Below are 16,534 nucleotides of genomic sequence, written 5' to 3' on the forward strand. Positions count from 1 at the left end.
CCCCAGCGCAAGTCAATGGGCTCCAGCCCAACGAATATCTCCACGCCGTGCGGAATCATCGCGCCAGGCTCCCTCTGCTGGCCCCGAGCGCCTCCAGCGCCACCCCCACGGTGGCCACCTGCGCTCCAGCCGGCACCAGCACTCGGGCTCCCTGCACTTCGATGATGACCGCCACCGACCGCGCCGCGGCCTCAGCCGGCTGCGGGGCTGGCGGCTGAGGGCCACCCACCAACCTCACCAGGGGCATTGCTCCTTCCTCTCGTGCTGGCTCCGCCAGTCGACTCGACCACCGGTAGAGCGTGCCTGCCGTAAACTCCTGGCCCTTGCAGTACTCCCCGGCGCTCTGACCGCTGGCGCGCCAGTCCTCCACCCGCTTCTTCCACACCTCGATGTCTGCCATGCGCCACACCTTGCTCGCTCTGGCTCAGCTACTCCAGACGGGGCTCATGCAGCGGATACGGAGTGTCCACGAAGTACGTAGACATAGTCGCGGGCGCTGCCATTCCTCCGAGCCAGTCTCCGGAAAGCGGCCCCTCGCTGGCTATGTCCAACAACTTCGTGGACAGTCCACTAGGTGCGCGGAACCACGTCAGGTGGACACCCCGTCACCACGAGGCACTGCGAACATTGACTGTCCGACGTGTTCGGCCTGAACGCTCGCCACGAGGCCCCAGCACTACGAGCCCCAGCGATCACCGCGAGGTCCGTGTCAGGTCGAACAGGTGAAGCTGGGCCCGTAGAACCCTCCCGCGTTCAGGTGAGCCTGCTGCGCCCGTGGAGCCCTTGCGCGCGTCGGACAGGCGAAGTTGGGCCCGGTGGATCCCTACCGTATGCAGGTGTTCCTGTCGGGCGTTCCGCTGACGCTGTAGACCGAGATCACGCCACGCCTAACCTTGGGCGTCGTTCCATGTCCCAGCACATGCCGGGTAGTGTTTCCCTCCGTTGCGCGGCGCCTCCTCTCGCGCCGCCAGGAGTCGATCCCGCATGGCTACTTCTCGGCAGCCCTGGAGCGTCCCGGGGGTAATTCTCTTCTCTCATGGCGAGTTCTCGTATGAGGTGGATCTGTCGCGTCCATTGGTCGAAGAACTGGCGCAATCCAGGCTTGGGGAAATCATCGTCCCAGCCTGGGAGCGCACCGAGAAGAAGCGCCTGCGGGAAGTCATCGTCCGCAGCTTGCCGCCTACGTCGTCAGACGATCCCGAAATGCTGGAGAGGATGCGTGCGCGGCTCCGGGAGGAGGCGCACCTCGCCACCTACCTGCAACACCCAAGGATCGCCCGCACTCTTGGGCCCTACGAAGTCCAAGGCGTTCTCTACATCGTGTCCGACCGTGTAGAGGGCACCTCAATCAACAGCCTGATCACCTACTCGCAGATGCGCGAGAAGCTCCTCTCCCCGGCGTTCTGCCTCTACGTGGGCGCCGAGGTTGCGGGAGCCCTGCACTACGCGCACACCTGCAAGGACGAGAACGGCGCCCCGCTGGGCATCGTCCATCGGGACTTGAACCCCGCCCGCATCTTCCTGGAGCCGGAGGGAGGGGTGATCCTGACGGACTTCGCCCGCGCGCGCTCTCTCCTCCCAGGCCGAGTAGCATCGACGCTGCCGCGCCCTCATGGCGACGTGTTCTATTGCTCCCCCGAGGCGTTGCTTTGCGAGGAGACGGATCCGCTCTCGGATCTGTTCTCGCTGGGGCTGGTGCTGCTGGAACTGGCCACGTGGCGTCACCTCTACAGCATGCCCCACCTACGGCCCAGCGACTTGGAGAAGGCTCTAACGCCCAAGGCCAAGAAGCAGGTTCTCGACGCAGCCATAACGGCCATGGAAGCAGAGTTACCGGAGCATACGGAGGACTGCATCCTGCGGGCTGCCACGTTCACCAGGCAGGACGTGGACTCGCTCACCGAACCTCTAGCGCATCCGCTGCGCTCCATCGTCCGCAGGTTGATCCAGCGGAACCCGGGAGATCGGTATCAGTCGGCGGCTGACGTGGAGGCCGATCTGCGGGCGGGCCTCGCTGCGCTGGGAGCCTCCTACGGAGCCACGGAAGCGCTCGACGAGGTTCTGTTCTCGCTGGAGGGGGCCAGCATGAATCAGCGCGTGATTGGGCCCACGAACGAGGGCCAGCTACCGCCCGACATGGTGACGGAAGAGGACATCATCACCGAGCGGGGCGGGACCACCTAGCCACCCGCAGCGCCCCTCTCTCACGCACCCCGCAGGCCCTGCTTCGGCGTCGCGCCGAGGATGGAACTGGCTTGTCTTCGAGGTGGACGGGAGACAAGCCCCCTCTGCGTGTCCCCGCCTCTGACCGTAGCTGTCCACCGCTGGCCCCTTGGGGCCTTAACCCGTTCGACAGGACAACACCCGCAGGTTCCCTATGCCAAGAGCCACCGCAAAGACTCCTGCCGCAGCACATTCCCGGCGCCCCACTGCGCGCGGTCGCAAGCGGCCCTCCCCACCTCGCCACATCGAGATCCGCCAGAGCCGACTAGCGAGCACCATCGGCGCGGTGGCCAAGCAGGCGCGAACGCGCGCCGGACTCACCCAGGCAGACGTTGCCGCAGCCCTCGGCACTCACCCCGAGGTGTATGGGCGCATGGAACGGGGGGAAGTGATGCCGAGTGTCCCGACTCTGATGCGGATGTGTCTGACGCTCGGCTGCGGGCCGCATGAACTGATGGGATTTGCCGAGGTGGAGCCGGGGCAGAGCGTCCCCGGGGCACACGCGGTGCTGCCCGGCCTGAATGACACGCCCGAGAAGCGCCGCCTATTGCGTCGCCTCGCTCGCTTGGACAGTCCGAGGATCAAGACACTGGCGCGGCTGGTCGCCTTACTTCTGCCGGGGCGCTGAACGCGAAGGCTCGGGCTCGCCTGGACGCCCCAGAATGCCCCCAGCGCTCCGCTTGCTCCCGGGGATTCCGGGGACCAAAAAAGGACCAAATCGAGCGGACGCGTGCGGACGCGTGTGGCCGCTATGAGGGGCCGTTTTTCAGAGGGAAACTGAGGGGAGGGCCGTTTTTCAGAGCGAGCCGTTTTACCCCCTACACGGCTTCGATTCCCGCCGCCTCCAAGCAGAGCCTCTCGCTGCTCTGAGCTTCGCTCCTGGCTATTGACGTCCTGAAGATGCATGCGCGCTCACCTGCCCCCGATCGGAGTGCCCTGAGCGGAACTGTCAGGACTTCGGCACGCGGGTGAAAGTGATGCCGATGGGACGTACCAGCCTCGCATCGGGCGCAACGAAGAGGGCACCCGCGTTGCCGGAGGCTGGTGCTGGAGCATTGGTGCGGCCATCGAAGCGCAAGACGGCGCCCTTCATCTGCCCGTCGGTTGAGCTGTCGAAGCCGACCGTGTAGAGGCGCGCCTCCGTGCCGAACGTCAGGCTGCCCAGGTTGTTCTTCGTGGGGACGACGCCCGAGTAGTTGGTGGACAGGGTTGCCTTCAGCGCCCGCGTCCCCAGCTCATAGCGTCGGATGTCATTGGCGTAATCGCTGACGAAGAGATCGCAGGTGCCGCCTGGGGCGTCACAGTCCGGACCGAACACCACTCCGAGCAGGCTGATGTAGCCCGCCCCCGCGGGGGACAGCGCAGGCTGATCGATGAAGACCTCGCTCTGGCGCGTGGCGGTGTCATAGCGCAGCACCTGGCTGGGCAGCCCCGGGAAGGTGGCCTGCCCGTTGACGGCGACCGTGCCCTCGGTGCTCACGTAGAGCTTGCCGTCCGGCCCGAAGGCCAGGCCGTTGGGACCATTGAGCCCTCCCGGCCTCCCATCCCCCGTGGCGAAGACATCCACGAAGGCCCCCGTCGTGCCGTTGAAGCGGAGGATCCGATCGCTCAAGAAGCTGCTCACGTAGAGCAGGTTGTCGGGGCCGAACACCATCCCATAGGGGCGGAACAAGCCATGGCCCGAGGCGAACCTGTCGATGAACTGGCCCGTCTTTCCGTCATAGCGGAGCACGGCTGAGTTCTCCTCGGTATCTCCACTGGTGATGTAGAGGTGGCCATCGGGACCGATCACGAGCGCGTCTGGGGCGACCAGTCCCCCGCTGCTCGCGGGGACGAAGTCCCCGAGGAACTCCCCAGTTTGCTCATCGAGCTTGACGACGTTGTGGGTGCGGGTGCCGCCCACCAGCAGTACTCCCACCTCTTCCACCTGAGGCAGGGGCTTCTTGTCGCTACAGCCGGCGCTGGCAACGAGCAGACAGGCAGCGAGGAGCGAGGAGAGAACGAAGCGCGGTGACCACCGCGAGGAGGGGACAAAGGGACGGAGGGGCTGGTTCATGGTGCGAACCATAGCCTCCTCATGTGAGAGCGGACTGGGTTCAAAGCAACGGCAATCCAACCCGCAGTAGTCTCTTTAACGCTCCTGCCCCAATGTGCCGCGTGCCTTCTTCGGTGCCGAGGCGGTCTTCGACTCAATGAACACGGTCAGGCCATCGAGCACCCGAGCCAGCCCGAAAGCGAAGGCCCCTTCAGGATCGTGTGCTCCGTAAGCCTCTCCAGCGGTCTTTCCGACACGCGCCAGCACGGGGTAGGGCGTGAAGTCGAGCGTTTCGAGGAACGGCGCGACGCGGTACCACCACTCCTCGTCTGTCATTCCGGTCAGCTCCTTGACCATCTTCTCTCGCGCCGCGTTGCGGACCGCGCCGTGGACGTAGTCGAGGACCATCGTGATGACCCGATCCATCTCAAGATCGGTGAGCCCCAAGCCTTCAACAGCGCTCAGCGCGATATCGGCAGACTGAAAAGTGTTCGGGCCCAGCACCGTCCGGTGCGTCGCGAGCTGAATCACCCACGGGTGGGCCAGATAGAAGTTGCGATATTCGGTCGCCACCCGGGTCAGATTGGTTCGCCACTGAGCGGGCTCGAAAACGGGCCGATTCTTCAAGACCTCGCCCGATACGGCATCCATCATCAGGTCGAGCAGCTCCGCCTTGCCCGGGATGTGCGTGTAGAACGACATGGCGGAGATGCCGACCGCGTCCGCGACCCGGCGCGTGCTGACGGCGGCGAGACCTTCCTCATCGGCGATGGCGACGGCCGCGGACACCAGGTCCTCGACACGCGCCTTCGCCTTCGGGCCACGCCGCGGCGCCTCGGTCCTTCCCCACAGCAACTGCAGTGATTTCAACGGGTCGCCCCGTCCGGAAATCTCGTCGCTCATCCGTACCCCTCAATAACTATTTACAGCGCACGGGGTTATTGTGCTAAACCTCGTGCGCCGTACGAAGTTACGGCGTGGCTGAAAAGATGTCGAGCGATTTGCGGGAAGCCTGCCTGCGGACACGCCTTGTCCGCGGGACGGGAATCGTCTGCTCAAGGGCCAGCGAGAGGAGCCTCTTCGTGATTGCTGCTCGTGATTTGACACGCACCTTCAAGACCAAGACAGGCACCGTGGAGGCCGTCCGTGGCCTCAGCCTGGATGTGGCAGAGGGAGAACTGGTGGCCTTCCTGGGGCCCAATGGTGCCGGGAAGTCCACCTCGGTGCGCATGCTGACGACGCTCCTGCCTCCCACGTCCGGGAGTGCGCGGGTGGGCGGACATGACGTGGTTCGCGATCCTGCCGCCGTGCGCAGGCAGATTGGCTACGTGGGGCAGGGGACGGGCTCGGGGCCCTATCACCGGGTCCGCGACGAGCTGATGACCCAGGGGCGCGCCCAGCGCATGAGCGCCGCGTCGGCTCGGAATCGCGCCGACGAGCTGCTCGCCATGCTCGAGCTCGACGGGCTGGCCGACCGCGACTGCGCCTCCCTGTCCGGTGGGCAGAAGCGCCGGCTCGATGTGGCGCTGGGGCTCATGCACACCCCCAGGATCCTGTTTCTCGACGAGCCCTCCACCGGGCTCGACCCGCACAGCCGCGCCAATCTCTGGGAGCACATCACCCGCCTCCGGAAGCAGAGCGGTATGACCATCTTCCTGACCACCCATTACCTCGAAGAGGCTGACACCATGGCCGAGCGGGTCCTCATCATGGACCACGGGGTGATGATCGCCGACGACACGCCGGAGAAGCTCAAAGCCCACCTGGCGGGCGACACGCTGCGCATCACCGTGAACGACGATGCCCAGGCGGGGAGGGCGGCCGAGCTGGCCAGGGCCCTGCCCGATGTGCGCGAGGCCCGCTGTGAGGGCCGAGCGGTTTCGGTGACCCTCCGAGATGGCGAGGCGATGCTCCCTGAGCTCATCCGCCGGCTGCACCGGGCTGACATCGAGGTGGTGAGCGCCACGGTCAAGCGCCCGACGCTCGACGACGTGTTCCTCGGACTCACCGGCCGGTCCCTTCGCGAAACCGCAGCCTCCTGACCCACGTTCCCCTGTTCACGGAGAGATCCCCATGAGCTTCCTCACCGATGCCCGGATTGCCTTCGGCCGTGAGATCGGCCCCACGCTCAGGAACTGGTATTACATCGTCTTCGGCGTCATCCAACCGCTGCTCTATCTGGGGCTCTTCGTGCCGCTCCTGGGCGATGTGCCGACCGGGGCGGAGGTTGGGCCACTCCAGTGGTTCGTGCCTGGCATGGTGGTCATGCTGGTCCTGTTCACCACCGTGTCCTGTGGCTGGAGCTTGACCGAAGAGCTCCTCTCGGGCTCCTTCGAGCGGCTCCTCGCCACGCCCATGAGCCGTCCGGCCATCCTCGTGGGCCGGGCCTTGAAGGAGCTGGTGCCGCTCCTCGTCCAGGCGATGATCGTCATCGCGGTGGCTGTTCCCTTTGGACTGCAGCTCTACGTCCTGCCCATGCTCCTTGGGCTGGGGCTTCTGTTGTTGTTCGGCATCGGGGTGGCGGCGCTGTCCTACGCGCTGGCCATCGCGAGCAAGCATGACGGCTCGCTGTTCTATCTCGTCTCCCATTCCATCTCGTTGCCGCTGATGCTGCTGGGCGGGGTGCTGCTCCCCATGGAGATGGCACCTCGCTGGCTCTACATCGCGTCGCGTTTCAACCCCCTGGCCTATCTGGTCGAAGCGGAGCGGGCGTTGTTCTCGGGAGAGCTGTTCACCCTGACCGTTTTGCAAGGCATGGTGGTCGCGGCGGCGGTCGGCACGGTCGGCCTCGCCGTGGGCTCCGCGACCATCAAGCGTGCATCACTTTGAGGAGGAGGAAGCAATGTACGGTTCCATCAAGATTCGTGGGGCGCGCGAGAACAACCTCAAGAACGTCTCGCTCGACATCCCCAAGCGGAAGATCACCGTCTTCACCGGTGTCTCGGGATCGGGCAAGTCGTCCCTGGTCTTCGGCACCATCGCGGCCGAGAGCCAGCGGCTCATCAACGAGACCTATCCGGCATTCGTGCAGCAGTTCATGCCGCACTACGGCCAGCCGGATGCGGAGAGCCTGGAGAACCTCTCCGCGGCCATCATCGTCGACCAGCAGCGGCTGGGCGGAAACTCGCGCTCGACCGTCGCCACCGTCACGGATGCGGCACAGATGCTCCGCGTGGTGTTCTCGCGCCTGGCTGAGCCCCACCTGGGCAGCCCGGGGTTCTACTCCTACAACGACCCGCGCGGCCTCTGTCAGGAGTGCGAGGGCATTGGCCAGGTCGCGTCCATGGACATGGACGCCGTCATCGACACGTCCAAGTCCCTCAACGAGGGCGCCATCCTGCCCAAGGAATACGCGGTCGATACCTGGTACTGGGCCATCTTCGCGAGGTCCGGCTACTTCGACCTCGATAAGAAACTGTCCAAGTATTCAAAGGAGGAGATGGACAAGCTCCTCCATCTGGACGACGGCCGGAAGATCAAGGTCGACAAGATGAACCTCACCTACGAGGGACTTGTCCCCAAGTTGCGCAGGACGCTGGGCTCCAAGGACCCGGAGACCGTCCAGCCGCATGTCCGCGCCGAATACGAGCGCATCTTCACCCGCGCCACCTGTCCTTCCTGCAAGGGAGGACGGCTCAACCAGGCCGCGCTCGGCAGCCGCATCCAGGGCAAGAACATCGCTGAGTGTTCCGCGATGCAGGTCTCGGACCTCGCCACGTTCGTTCGCGAGATCGCCGCTCCGTCCGTGGGCCCGATGCTGGAGGCCCTGGCCCACCGGCTCGACAACCTGGTGACGATTGGGCTGGGCTACCTCAGCCTCGACCGAGAGAGCTCGACCCTATCCGGAGGAGAGAGCCAGCGCGTCAAGATGGTGCGGCACCTGGGCTCCAGCCTCACCGATGTGACGTACATCTTCGACGAGCCCAGCGTGGGGCTCCACCCGCACGATGTCGGCCGGCTCGCGGGCTTGATGCAGCAGCTCCGCGACAAGGGCAACACGGTGCTCATCGTCGAGCACAAGCCAGACATGATTGCCATCGCCGACCACGTGGTCGACATGGGGCCGAAGGCCGGCGGCAAGGGCGGACAGGTCGTCTACGAGGGCCCGTACGAGGGCTTGCTGACCTCGGGCACGCTCACGGGCAACCACATGAAGAAGTACCAGCCCATCAAGGCCATACCCCGCAAGCCCACGGGGCAGCTCCAACTCGAGGACGCCCGCCTCAACAACCTCCAGAACCTCTCCGTCTCGATTCCACGTGGGGTGCTCACGGTCGTGACGGGCGTCGCGGGCTCGGGGAAGTCGTCGCTGATTCAGGGCTGCCTGCCCAAGGCGTACCCGGAGACCATCATCATCGACCAGAACCTGGCTCGCGGCTCGCGCCGCTCCAACACCGCCACGTACACCGGCATCCTCGACAACGTCCGCAAGGCCTTCGCCAAGGCGAACAAGGTGGACGCCGCGCTGTTCTCCGCCAACTCGAAGGGCGCGTGCCCGGACTGCAACGGGCTCGGTGTCATCTACACGGATCTGGCGCACCTGGACCCGATGGTGACCGTCTGCGAGACGTGCGAGGGCAAGCGGTTCACCGAAGAGGTGTTGGCCCACAGGCTGCGCGGCAAGTCCATCAGCGACGTCTACGAGATGTCTGTCACCGACGCCGTGGCCTTCTTCACCGAACCGGCCATCGCCAAGATTCTCCAGGGGCTGGATGACGTCGGGCTCGGCTACCTCACGCTGGGGCAGCCGCTGTCGACGCTCTCGGGCGGCGAACGTCAGCGCCTGAAGCTCGCCGCCGAACTGGGCCAGTCGGGCAACATCTACGTACTCGACGAGCCCACCACGGGTCTGCACATGAACGACGTGGACACGCTGATTGGCCTGTTCGATCGGTTGGTCGACGCCGGCTCGACCGTCATCGTCATCGAGCACAACCTTGACGTCGTCTCCCGCGCGGACTGGGTCATCGATCTGGGACCCGGCGCCGGCCATGAAGGTGGCCGCGTGGTCTTCGAAGGGCTTCCCGGAAAGCTCGCCTCACACAAGGGCTCGCTGACCGGCAAGTACATGGCTGCTCGGTCGTAACCGGGAGGAGGGGTGACCCCAGAACCGGTGGGTCACCCGCCGCTGTCGACCCCAGCCTGGGCGTTGGTGCGGCCCAGCTGGGCGTAGAAGAAGGCGAGCATGTCGGCATGCTCGGCATGGCTTTGAGCACTGGACGAAGCCACGTGGCCCCCGTCGAACTCCACGCGGAGGATGACGGGACGACCGCTCGTCGTCGCTGCTTGCAGGTGCGCAGCGAGCTTTCCCGGCTGCCAGGGCGGTACACGCGGGTCGTTGAAGCCAGCAGTCAGCATTACCGCGGGGTACGCAGTGCCTGCTCTGACATGCTGGGTCGAGTCGATGGCGTACAACTCCTGGAAGCCCGCCTGTGTGCGGGTCGAGCCAAACTCGGCGGCGATGATGGGACCGTCGGCACCGTGCTCGAGACGCAGGGGGTTGGTGTCTCCCACTCGGTTGAAGACGACCTGGAACAGGTCCGGGCGGGTGGTCATGGCCATTCCCACCACGATGCCTCCCGCGCTGGCGCCTTCCAGGGCCAGGGCGGACGCCCGCGTATACCGCTGCGCGATGAGGTGCTTCGCGCAGGCGAGCAGGTCCTTGTAGCCGTTGGGCTTGTTCTCCCGCGTGCCCGCGAGGCGCCACGCTTCGCCGTACTCTCCGCCTCCGCGGACATGGCAGATCGCGTACATGCCGCCATCCTCCACCAGCGGCATCAGGCGTGAGGTTCCAACAACGCCGGAGAAGCTCGGAGTCAGTGAGAGGCCGTACGACCCATAAGCCGTCAACCAGACAGGGCTGGACCCGTCGAGCCTGGCATCCCGGCGTCGCACGATGGACAGCGGAATCAGCGTTTCGTCCCAGGACCGCACCTGGACCTCTTCGACGAGATAACGAGAGGTGTCCACATTCCATGGCGCCACGATCCGGGTGGGAAGGCGCTGTCCGGAACCATCGATGCGGTGCCAGGTCTCGGGAGTGATCCAGTTCTGGACGCCCACGAGCGCGCCGGCTCGTGTGGGCTCGGTCACAGGCCCTCGCACGGAGCCCTCCAGGGGGAGGGGGATTTCGGTCAGAGTCCTGGAGGCGAAGTTATAGCGGCGCAGTCTGCCCAGGCCCCCATCGAGTTCGGAGAGGTAGAGCCCGTCGGCGGCGACGGCGATGCCCTGGATGACGCGCTCGGAAGAGGGGACCACCGTCTTTGCACGCGCCAGCTCCGGAGCATCGGCGTCGACTTGGACGACCTTGAAACGCGGCGAGTCCTTGCGCGTGAGCAGATACAACTCCTCGCCGTGCAGGACCGCCGCCGTCACACCGTCCGCGAAATCAGCGACCTTCTTCCATTGAAACCCAGCGACCGCGGAGGGGTTGGCGCGCGCGACATGGACGCTCATCGCCGCATCGGCGCCGTGGCTGATCAGCGCCAGGATGTGCTCGGAGCCCGCCGTGACTTGGACGTAGGGTGAATCCACAGGTTGAAGCGCGGGCGAACCGGCGACACCGGTGCCAAGCACGGGAACATCCTGCTCCGGAGGCGTGCCGACCCGGTGCAGCCAGGTGCGGCTATGGAGATACTTCTCGGCTTCCGCGGTGCCTGCCGCCTGCCCTGCCAGCCGGTTGTAATAGAAGCCCGTGCCATCGGGTAACCAGGACGGTTCGGCATAGGGCGTGCGGTCGATGGTTTCGGGCGCGTGCTCGCCGCTCTCCACCTCCAGGATGTGCAGAACGCTCTGCTCCGAACCGCCCTTGGAGAGTCCATAGGCCACGCGCAGACCATCCGGGGATGGCCTGAAGTAGTCGATGGACATGGCGCTCCCTGCTCGAGCTGGATCGAACAGGAGGCGCTCCGGCCCCTCTGGAGTCAGCAATACGTAGAGTTTCAGCGCATCGTCACCTGGATTGCGTTTGAGGTAGAAGCTACGGCCCGCGGCCTGACGGACACCTCGCACCACGGGTCCGCCCGCGGAGTAGGATTGGAGCCGCTCGAGCAACCTGTTTCGTTCAGGAATGGCGCCGAGAACAGCGCGTGCATACGCATCCTGCTGGTGGAGCCAGTCCACGAACCGGGGCGCTTCCCAGTCTTCCATCCAGCGGTAGGGGTCCACGACCTGCGTTCCGAAATAGTCGTCGACGACCGGCTCGCGCGGGGACACGGGGACCCGGAGTGACCGTGGGGGGGCGCTGCGATTCGAAGCGCACGCGTGAAGCACGGCCGCTGCGGCCAGCGCGACCAGGAACTCCCAGCGAAGACGCAGGCAATGCTTTCGTTTCAGCAAGCGCGGGATCTCGTATGAATGGTCCGTGAAATCCTATATACGTAGGCACCTACGGAGTTGGCAATGACCGTCGTCAAGAAGTCACGTGCGGGGCTAGCGAACTTTACGGACAAGGCCGGCGCGGCCGCCGTCGGGGCGCGCCTTCGCCGCTTGTCCGAGCGCATCGACCGGGAGGCCACCGAGCTCTATGCGGAGCTGGGAGTGAAGTTCGAGCAGCGGTGGTTCGGGACGATGAATCTGCTCGACCTATACGGCCCGCTGACAGTGGGGGAGCTCGCCCAGGCCCTCGGAATCACCCACGTGTCGGTCAGTCAGACCCGGGATTCGCTCCAGAGGTCCGGCCTCACGACCTCCGATGTGGATCCGTCCGACGGGCGTCGGCGCACCGTGCGCCTGACGAAGGAAGGGAAGGCCCTGGTGGCACGCCTGAAGCCTCTGTGGACCGCGCTTTCTCAGGCGGCAGCGGAGCTGGACCAGGAAGCCGGCGACGTGCTCGCGGCGCTCGAGCGGCTGGAGCGCGCGCTGGAGCGTAGCTCTCTGTCCGAGCGGGTCCGTCGGCTTCTGCGGAAGTAAGGCGCTGTCTCACCCAGAACACCGTGAAATGGGAATAGACGCACCCCCGCGATGTTCCACGCGGACGGGCCTCTGCCGCTAAAAGGCCAACTCCGAAACCCGCCGCGCCGCACCCCTGCGGGTGGCATGAGGATGCAAGGAATCGACCAATGCGCATGCTGCTGTTCCTGGGTATCACGGCGCTCGTGAGTGCCGGCTGCCGCTCCAGCTCCTCGTCCGTTGCCGCGGAGGCGAGCGCCGCATCGGCCGACGAGCGCCTCACCCGGCTGGTGGAGGAGCACTTCGAGGAGACGCTCGTCCTCAGCCCTGTTCGCGCCACGATGATTGGCGACAACCGCTACAACGACCGGTTCACCAATAACCTCTCGGACGAGCATCGCGCTCGCCGCCGTGCCCTCTATGAGCGCTCGCTCGAGGCGGCGCGCAAGCTGGACCCAGCCGCGCTCAGCCCGGAGCAGCGGCTGACACACACCCTCTTCGTGGAGGATGTGGAGGAGGAACTCGACGAGGAGCGCTTCCCGCAACACTTGCTGCCGATCAACCAGTTCTACAGCACGCCCAACTTCTTCGTGCAGCTGGGCTCCGGTAAGGGCGTACACCCCTTCAAGACCGTGAAGGACTACGAGGACTTCCTGGCACGGGTCGATGGGTTCCTGGCGTGGAACGAGTCGGCCATCGCCCGGCTGCGCGAGGGGATCGAGAAGGGCATCGTGCTGCCCCGCGTGCTGGTGGAGCGCACCTTGCCCCAGCTCGCCGCGCACGTGGTGGACAAGCCCGAGGACAGCCTCTTCTTCCAGCCCGTGAAGAACTTCCCCGAGGGCATGGCGGAGGCGGATCGAGCGCGCCTCACCGAGACCTGGCGCGCCACCATCCGCGACAGGCTGGTGCCGGCGTACCGGCGGCTCCACGACTTCCTGCGTGACGAGTACCTGCCGCGCGCACGCCCCACCGTGGGCTTGTCAGCGCTGCCCGGAGGCTCCGAGTGGTACGCCTACCTGGTTCGGAAGACGACCACCACGGACCTGACGCCCGACGCTCTGCATGCGCTGGGACTGCGAGAGGTAGCGCGGATTCATGGAGAGATGGACGCGGTCATCCAACAGCTGAGCTTCAAGGGGGATCGCAAGGCCTTCGAGGCGCACCTGGAGAAGCTGCCCGAGCTGCGCTTCAAGAGCCGCGAGGACATGCTGCAGCGCTACCGGGAGACGAAGGCGCGGGTGGATGCGCTCACCCCACGGCTCTTCGATCTCATCCCCAAGCAGGACTACGAGGTGCGTGCGGTGGAGGCCTTCCGCGAGAAGTCCGCTGCGGGAGGCTCGTACATGTCCGCCAGCCCGGATGGTTCGCGGCCGGGAGTCTTCTATCTGAACACCCGAGGCTACGCGGATGCGCCCTTCATTGGCATGGAGGCGCTCACCCTGCACGAGGGGGCGCCGGGGCACCACTTCCAGATCTCCATCCAGCAGACGCTGGAGCGACTGCCACGCTTCCGGCGCTTCGGAGGCTACACGGCGTACGCGGAAGGGTGGGGGCTGTACGCGGAGACGCTGGGAGCGGAGCTGGGGATGTACCAGGATCCCTACCAGCGTTACGGGGCATTGAGCTCGGAGCTGTGGCGGGCCATCCGGCTGGTGCTGGATACGGGGTTGCACGCCAAGGGGTGGACGCGTGAGCAGGCCATCGCGTGGGCGCTGGAGAACTCGCCGTCGGACGAGCCGCGCGTGACGGCGGAAGTGGAGCGCTTCATCGCCATTCCCTCCCAGGCACTGGCCTACAAAGTGGGGCAGCTCAAGATCTCCGAGCTGCGCGCACGGGCGGAGAAGACGCTGGGGCCTGCCTTCGATATCAAGGCGTTCCACCGGCAGGTATTGGAGGACGGAGCGCTGCCGCTGAAGGTGCTCGAGTCGAAGGTGGATCGCTGGCTGGTGGCGCGCCAGGCGGAGCAGAAGGGCGCCCAGTAGGGCAGGGGTGGCTCCAGGAGGCGGCGGGATTCGAACCCGCCGCGAGGCGGAAGCAGAGCCCGTACAGTACAGTGGAAGGCCGCGACTTCCTGCGGCTGGGGAGGGGCTGGAATGCGGAGAGTCCGGAGAGTCCTGATCGGGTTGGGCTTGCTGATCATGGCCGCTGCGATCGGGCTCGCCACCTGGGAGCCGTTGTTCGCCGTCCGCGCCGCCCCGCCGCCCGCGCACCCATATGACGTGACAATCACTCGCGACAACTTCGGTGTGCCGCACATCTTCGGCAAGACGGATCCCGACGTCGCCTATGGCATTGCCTATGCCCATGCCGAGGATGATTTCTCGACGTTGCAGGAAGTGCTGGCGATGACCCGCGGCCGGCTCGGTGCGCTCAAAGGGCAGGACGGCGCCAAGACCGATTTCGTCGTCCACCTCCTCGGCGCCCGCGCCACGGTCGCGCGCGATTACATGAAGCAGCCCGCCGATGTTCTCGCGTTGCTCGATGGCTACGCCTCGGGCCTCAATCGCTATGCCGAGACGCATCCTGGCGAAGTGCGGTTGTCCAGGCTGTTCCCGGTCAACGGCGAGGATATCGCGACCGGGTTCGTTGTCCGCTCGCCCTTCTTCTTCGGGCTCGAAGGTGTGCTCGGTTCGCTCACCGGCGATAAGCCTCTGCCGGTCGAAAGCGCTGGCTCGCCGCCCGAAGCGCCTGCTGTCACGCCGCTTGGGCCCGAATCGGACCAGGCCGGCTCCAACGCCTTCGTTGTCGCGCCCAAGCGATCGGCGGACGGTTTCACCCACCTCGTCTCCAATTCGCACCAGCCCTGGCGCGGCGGCGCGGCGTGGTACGAGCTTGTCGTCCATTCGCAGACCGGCTGGGATTTCGCTGGCGCGCTCTTCCCCGGCGCGCCCTATCCGCTGCTGGGGCACAACAAGACGCTCGGCTGGACCAACACCGTCAACCGCCCCGACATGATCGACGTCTACAAGCTCGTCACAGACGGCGATCGCTATCGCTATGACGACCAGTGGCGGCAGTTGGAGAAGCAGCGCGTCTGGCTGCCGGTCAAGCTCTGGGGACCGTTCGTGCTGCCGGTGCCCAGGACTGTCCATCGCGCGGTGCAGGGACCGGTGATCGCCAACAAGAGTGGCAGCCATGCGATCCGCTATGGTGGCGGCGACCAACTCAAGATGGTCGAGGCGTATTACCGGCTCAACCGAGCCACCGATTTCGAGCAGTGGCAGGCAGCGCTAGCGATGCAAGGCATTCCCGGCACCAATTTCTTCTATGGCGACGCCGCCGGCAACATCGCCTTTTTCTACAATGCCAGCTTCCCCAACCGGAAGCCGGGCTTTGACTATTCGAAGGTACTGCCGGGCGACACCTCGAGCGCTTATGCGCCGGGCACCGTCCCGTGGAGCATGGTCCCACGCAATGTGAATCCCGCCTCGGGCTTCCTGATCAACGGCAACAATTCTCCCTATCAGGCGGCGGGGCAGGGGTCGGAGATCCCACCTCAACCGCCCTTGCTCGGCGTCGAGACCGACACCACCAATCGCGGTGACCGCGCGCTGGAGTTGATGAGCGCCTTGCCTTCGATCTCCGAGGAAGACTTGAAGCGGATGAAGTTCGATACCGGCGTCGCCAAGGGCGGCTATCTGGAGGCGTGGTTCAAGGAGCTGCTCGCGGTCGACCCTGATGGCGACCCCCTGCTCGCGGACGCGCGCGAGCTGCTCTCCCGCTGGGACTGGAACTGGGACGGAAAGGGACCCGCCGACGCGCTCGCCTTCTCGATCATGCGCGCGCCCAATCGCTTCCATTACGAGCGTAAGCCCAAGCCCGATCCTCGTGCGGTGATGGCCGAGGCGGCGGGCTATCTGCAGAATCATTTCGGCAAGCTCGACGTGCCGCTCGGCGAGCTGATCCGCCTGCGCCAGGGCAAGGTCGACCTGCCTTTGGATGGCGGTCCGGATTCGCTCCGTGCCGCGACCAATTACGAGGAGTCGCCCGACGGCCGCCTCGCGATCCGCCATGGCGACAGCTTCATCATGTTCGTGACGTGGGACAAGGCGGGCAAGGTGCGTTCGGAGTCGGTCCAGCCGTTCGGGTCGGCCAGCACGCGGCCGGATTCACCGCATTACACCGATCAGGCACAGCTCTTCGTGCAGCACAAGTTCAAGCCGGTGTGGTTCGACCCGGCGGAACTCAAGGCGCATGCTGAGAAGAGCTACCGGCCATGATGTTGGGTTCAGTCAGCGCAGGTGCTTGTTGAAGAACTCCGTAAGACCTCGCCGTGCCCCGTCGTGACGGGTTCCCCTTCTCGTGAGACCACCTGCGGCCACACACCAGGAGGTGGTCCGTGGAGTTGGAGAAGGACTTGGAGCAGTTCCGTCAGGAGGCGCAGCG

General features: G+C 65.7%; 12 protein-coding genes. 8 read left to right on the plus strand and 4 right to left on the minus strand.

All coding sequences use genetic code 11. The annotated features are described in order from the left end of the window. Positions 1-55: 55 nt before the first annotated feature. Positions 56-400, minus strand: coding sequence for an IS66 family insertion sequence element accessory protein TnpA (tnpA, locus tag SYV04_RS43440; protein ID WP_321543470.1), 345 nt, complete (start codon positions 398-400; stop codon positions 56-58). A 584-nt stretch (positions 401-984) separates the two neighbouring features. Here tnpA and SYV04_RS43445 point away from each other — a divergent pair. Next, positions 985-2,184 carry a serine/threonine protein kinase gene (locus tag SYV04_RS43445; RefSeq protein WP_321552031.1) on the plus strand — a complete coding sequence of 400 codons (1,200 nt, stop codon included), beginning with the start codon at positions 985-987 and terminating at the stop codon, positions 2,182-2,184. Positions 2,185-2,377: 193 nt separating this feature from the next. Next, entirely contained in the window at positions 2,378-2,851 is a 474-nt protein-coding gene (locus SYV04_RS43450) for a helix-turn-helix domain-containing protein (protein WP_321552032.1), read from the plus strand. Between the two features lie 321 nt (positions 2,852-3,172). Here the strand turns inward: SYV04_RS43450 and SYV04_RS43455 are convergent, their stop codons facing one another. Beyond that, entirely contained in the window at positions 3,173-4,279 is a 1,107-nt protein-coding gene (locus SYV04_RS43455; RefSeq protein WP_321552033.1) for a Vgb family protein, read from the minus strand. A 75-nt stretch (positions 4,280-4,354) separates the two neighbouring features. Further along, entirely contained in the window at positions 4,355-5,161 is an 807-nt protein-coding gene (locus tag SYV04_RS43460) for a TetR/AcrR family transcriptional regulator (protein ID WP_321552034.1), read from the minus strand. A 179-nt stretch (positions 5,162-5,340) separates the two neighbouring features. On the opposite strand from SYV04_RS43460, the gene SYV04_RS43465 reads away from it, so the two are divergent. From SYV04_RS43465 to SYV04_RS43475, 3 genes are read left to right on the plus strand one after another with little or no spacing between them, the layout of a single operon-like run. Continuing rightward, positions 5,341-6,300, plus strand: coding sequence for an ATP-binding cassette domain-containing protein (locus SYV04_RS43465; RefSeq protein ID WP_321552035.1), 960 nt, complete (start codon positions 5,341-5,343; stop codon positions 6,298-6,300). Between the two features lie 31 nt (positions 6,301-6,331). Then, the gene (locus tag SYV04_RS43470; protein ID WP_321552036.1) at positions 6,332-7,087 is read left to right on the plus strand and encodes an ABC transporter permease; all 756 of its coding nucleotides are present in this window, start codon (positions 6,332-6,334) and stop codon (positions 7,085-7,087) included. A gap of 13 nt (positions 7,088-7,100) precedes the next feature. Next, the gene (locus SYV04_RS43475; protein WP_321552037.1) at positions 7,101-9,344 is read left to right on the plus strand and encodes an excinuclease ABC subunit UvrA; all 2,244 of its coding nucleotides are present in this window, start codon (positions 7,101-7,103) and stop codon (positions 9,342-9,344) included. Positions 9,345-9,376: 32 nt separating this feature from the next. Here SYV04_RS43475 and SYV04_RS43480 read toward each other — a convergent pair whose 3' ends face one another. Further along, positions 9,377-11,473: a prolyl oligopeptidase family serine peptidase gene (locus tag SYV04_RS43480; RefSeq protein WP_321552038.1), complete on the minus strand. Its 2,097-nt coding sequence runs from the start codon at positions 11,471-11,473 to the stop codon at positions 9,377-9,379. Between the two features lie 186 nt (positions 11,474-11,659). On the opposite strand from SYV04_RS43480, the gene SYV04_RS43485 reads away from it, so the two are divergent. From SYV04_RS43485 to SYV04_RS43495, 3 genes are all read left to right on the plus strand, one after another. Continuing rightward, complete coding sequence (locus tag SYV04_RS43485) at positions 11,660-12,169, plus strand: MarR family winged helix-turn-helix transcriptional regulator (protein WP_321552039.1); 510 nt, start codon at positions 11,660-11,662, stop codon at positions 12,167-12,169. Positions 12,170-12,318: 149 nt separating this feature from the next. After that, complete coding sequence (locus SYV04_RS43490) at positions 12,319-14,130, plus strand: DUF885 domain-containing protein (RefSeq protein WP_321552040.1); 1,812 nt, start codon at positions 12,319-12,321, stop codon at positions 14,128-14,130. 141 nt (positions 14,131-14,271) lie between these two features. Further along, on the plus strand, positions 14,272-16,368 hold the full coding sequence (locus SYV04_RS43495; RefSeq protein WP_321552041.1) for a penicillin acylase family protein: 2,097 nt from the start codon (positions 14,272-14,274) through the stop codon (positions 16,366-16,368). Positions 16,369-16,534 lie beyond the last annotated feature (166 nt).

The sequence above is a fragment of the Hyalangium ruber genome, from assembly GCF_034259325.1.
Lineage (GTDB): Bacteria > Myxococcota > Myxococcia > Myxococcales > Myxococcaceae > Hyalangium_A > Hyalangium_A rubrum.

Bases quoted from the DNA above. Each gene is read 5' to 3' on its own strand.
- SYV04_RS43450 (WP_321552032.1), top strand. From the start codon at position 2,378: ATGCCAAGAGCCACCGCAAAGACTCCTGCCGCAGCACATTCCCGGCGC.
- SYV04_RS43445 (WP_321552031.1), top strand. From the start codon at position 985: ATGGCTACTTCTCGGCAGCCCTGGAGCGTCCCGGGGGTAATTCTCTTC.
- SYV04_RS43455 (WP_321552033.1), bottom strand. From the start codon at position 4,279: ATGAACCAGCCCCTCCGTCCCTTTGTCCCCTCCTCGCGGTGGTCACCG.
- SYV04_RS43470 (WP_321552036.1), top strand. From the start codon at position 6,332: ATGAGCTTCCTCACCGATGCCCGGATTGCCTTCGGCCGTGAGATCGGC.
- SYV04_RS43475 (WP_321552037.1), top strand. From the start codon at position 7,101: ATGTACGGTTCCATCAAGATTCGTGGGGCGCGCGAGAACAACCTCAAG.
- tnpA (WP_321543470.1), bottom strand. From the start codon at position 400: ATGGCAGACATCGAGGTGTGGAAGAAGCGGGTGGAGGACTGGCGCGCC.
- SYV04_RS43490 (WP_321552040.1), top strand. From the start codon at position 12,319: ATGCGCATGCTGCTGTTCCTGGGTATCACGGCGCTCGTGAGTGCCGGC.
- SYV04_RS43460 (WP_321552034.1), bottom strand. From the start codon at position 5,161: ATGAGCGACGAGATTTCCGGACGGGGCGACCCGTTGAAATCACTGCAG.
- SYV04_RS43485 (WP_321552039.1), top strand. From the start codon at position 11,660: ATGACCGTCGTCAAGAAGTCACGTGCGGGGCTAGCGAACTTTACGGAC.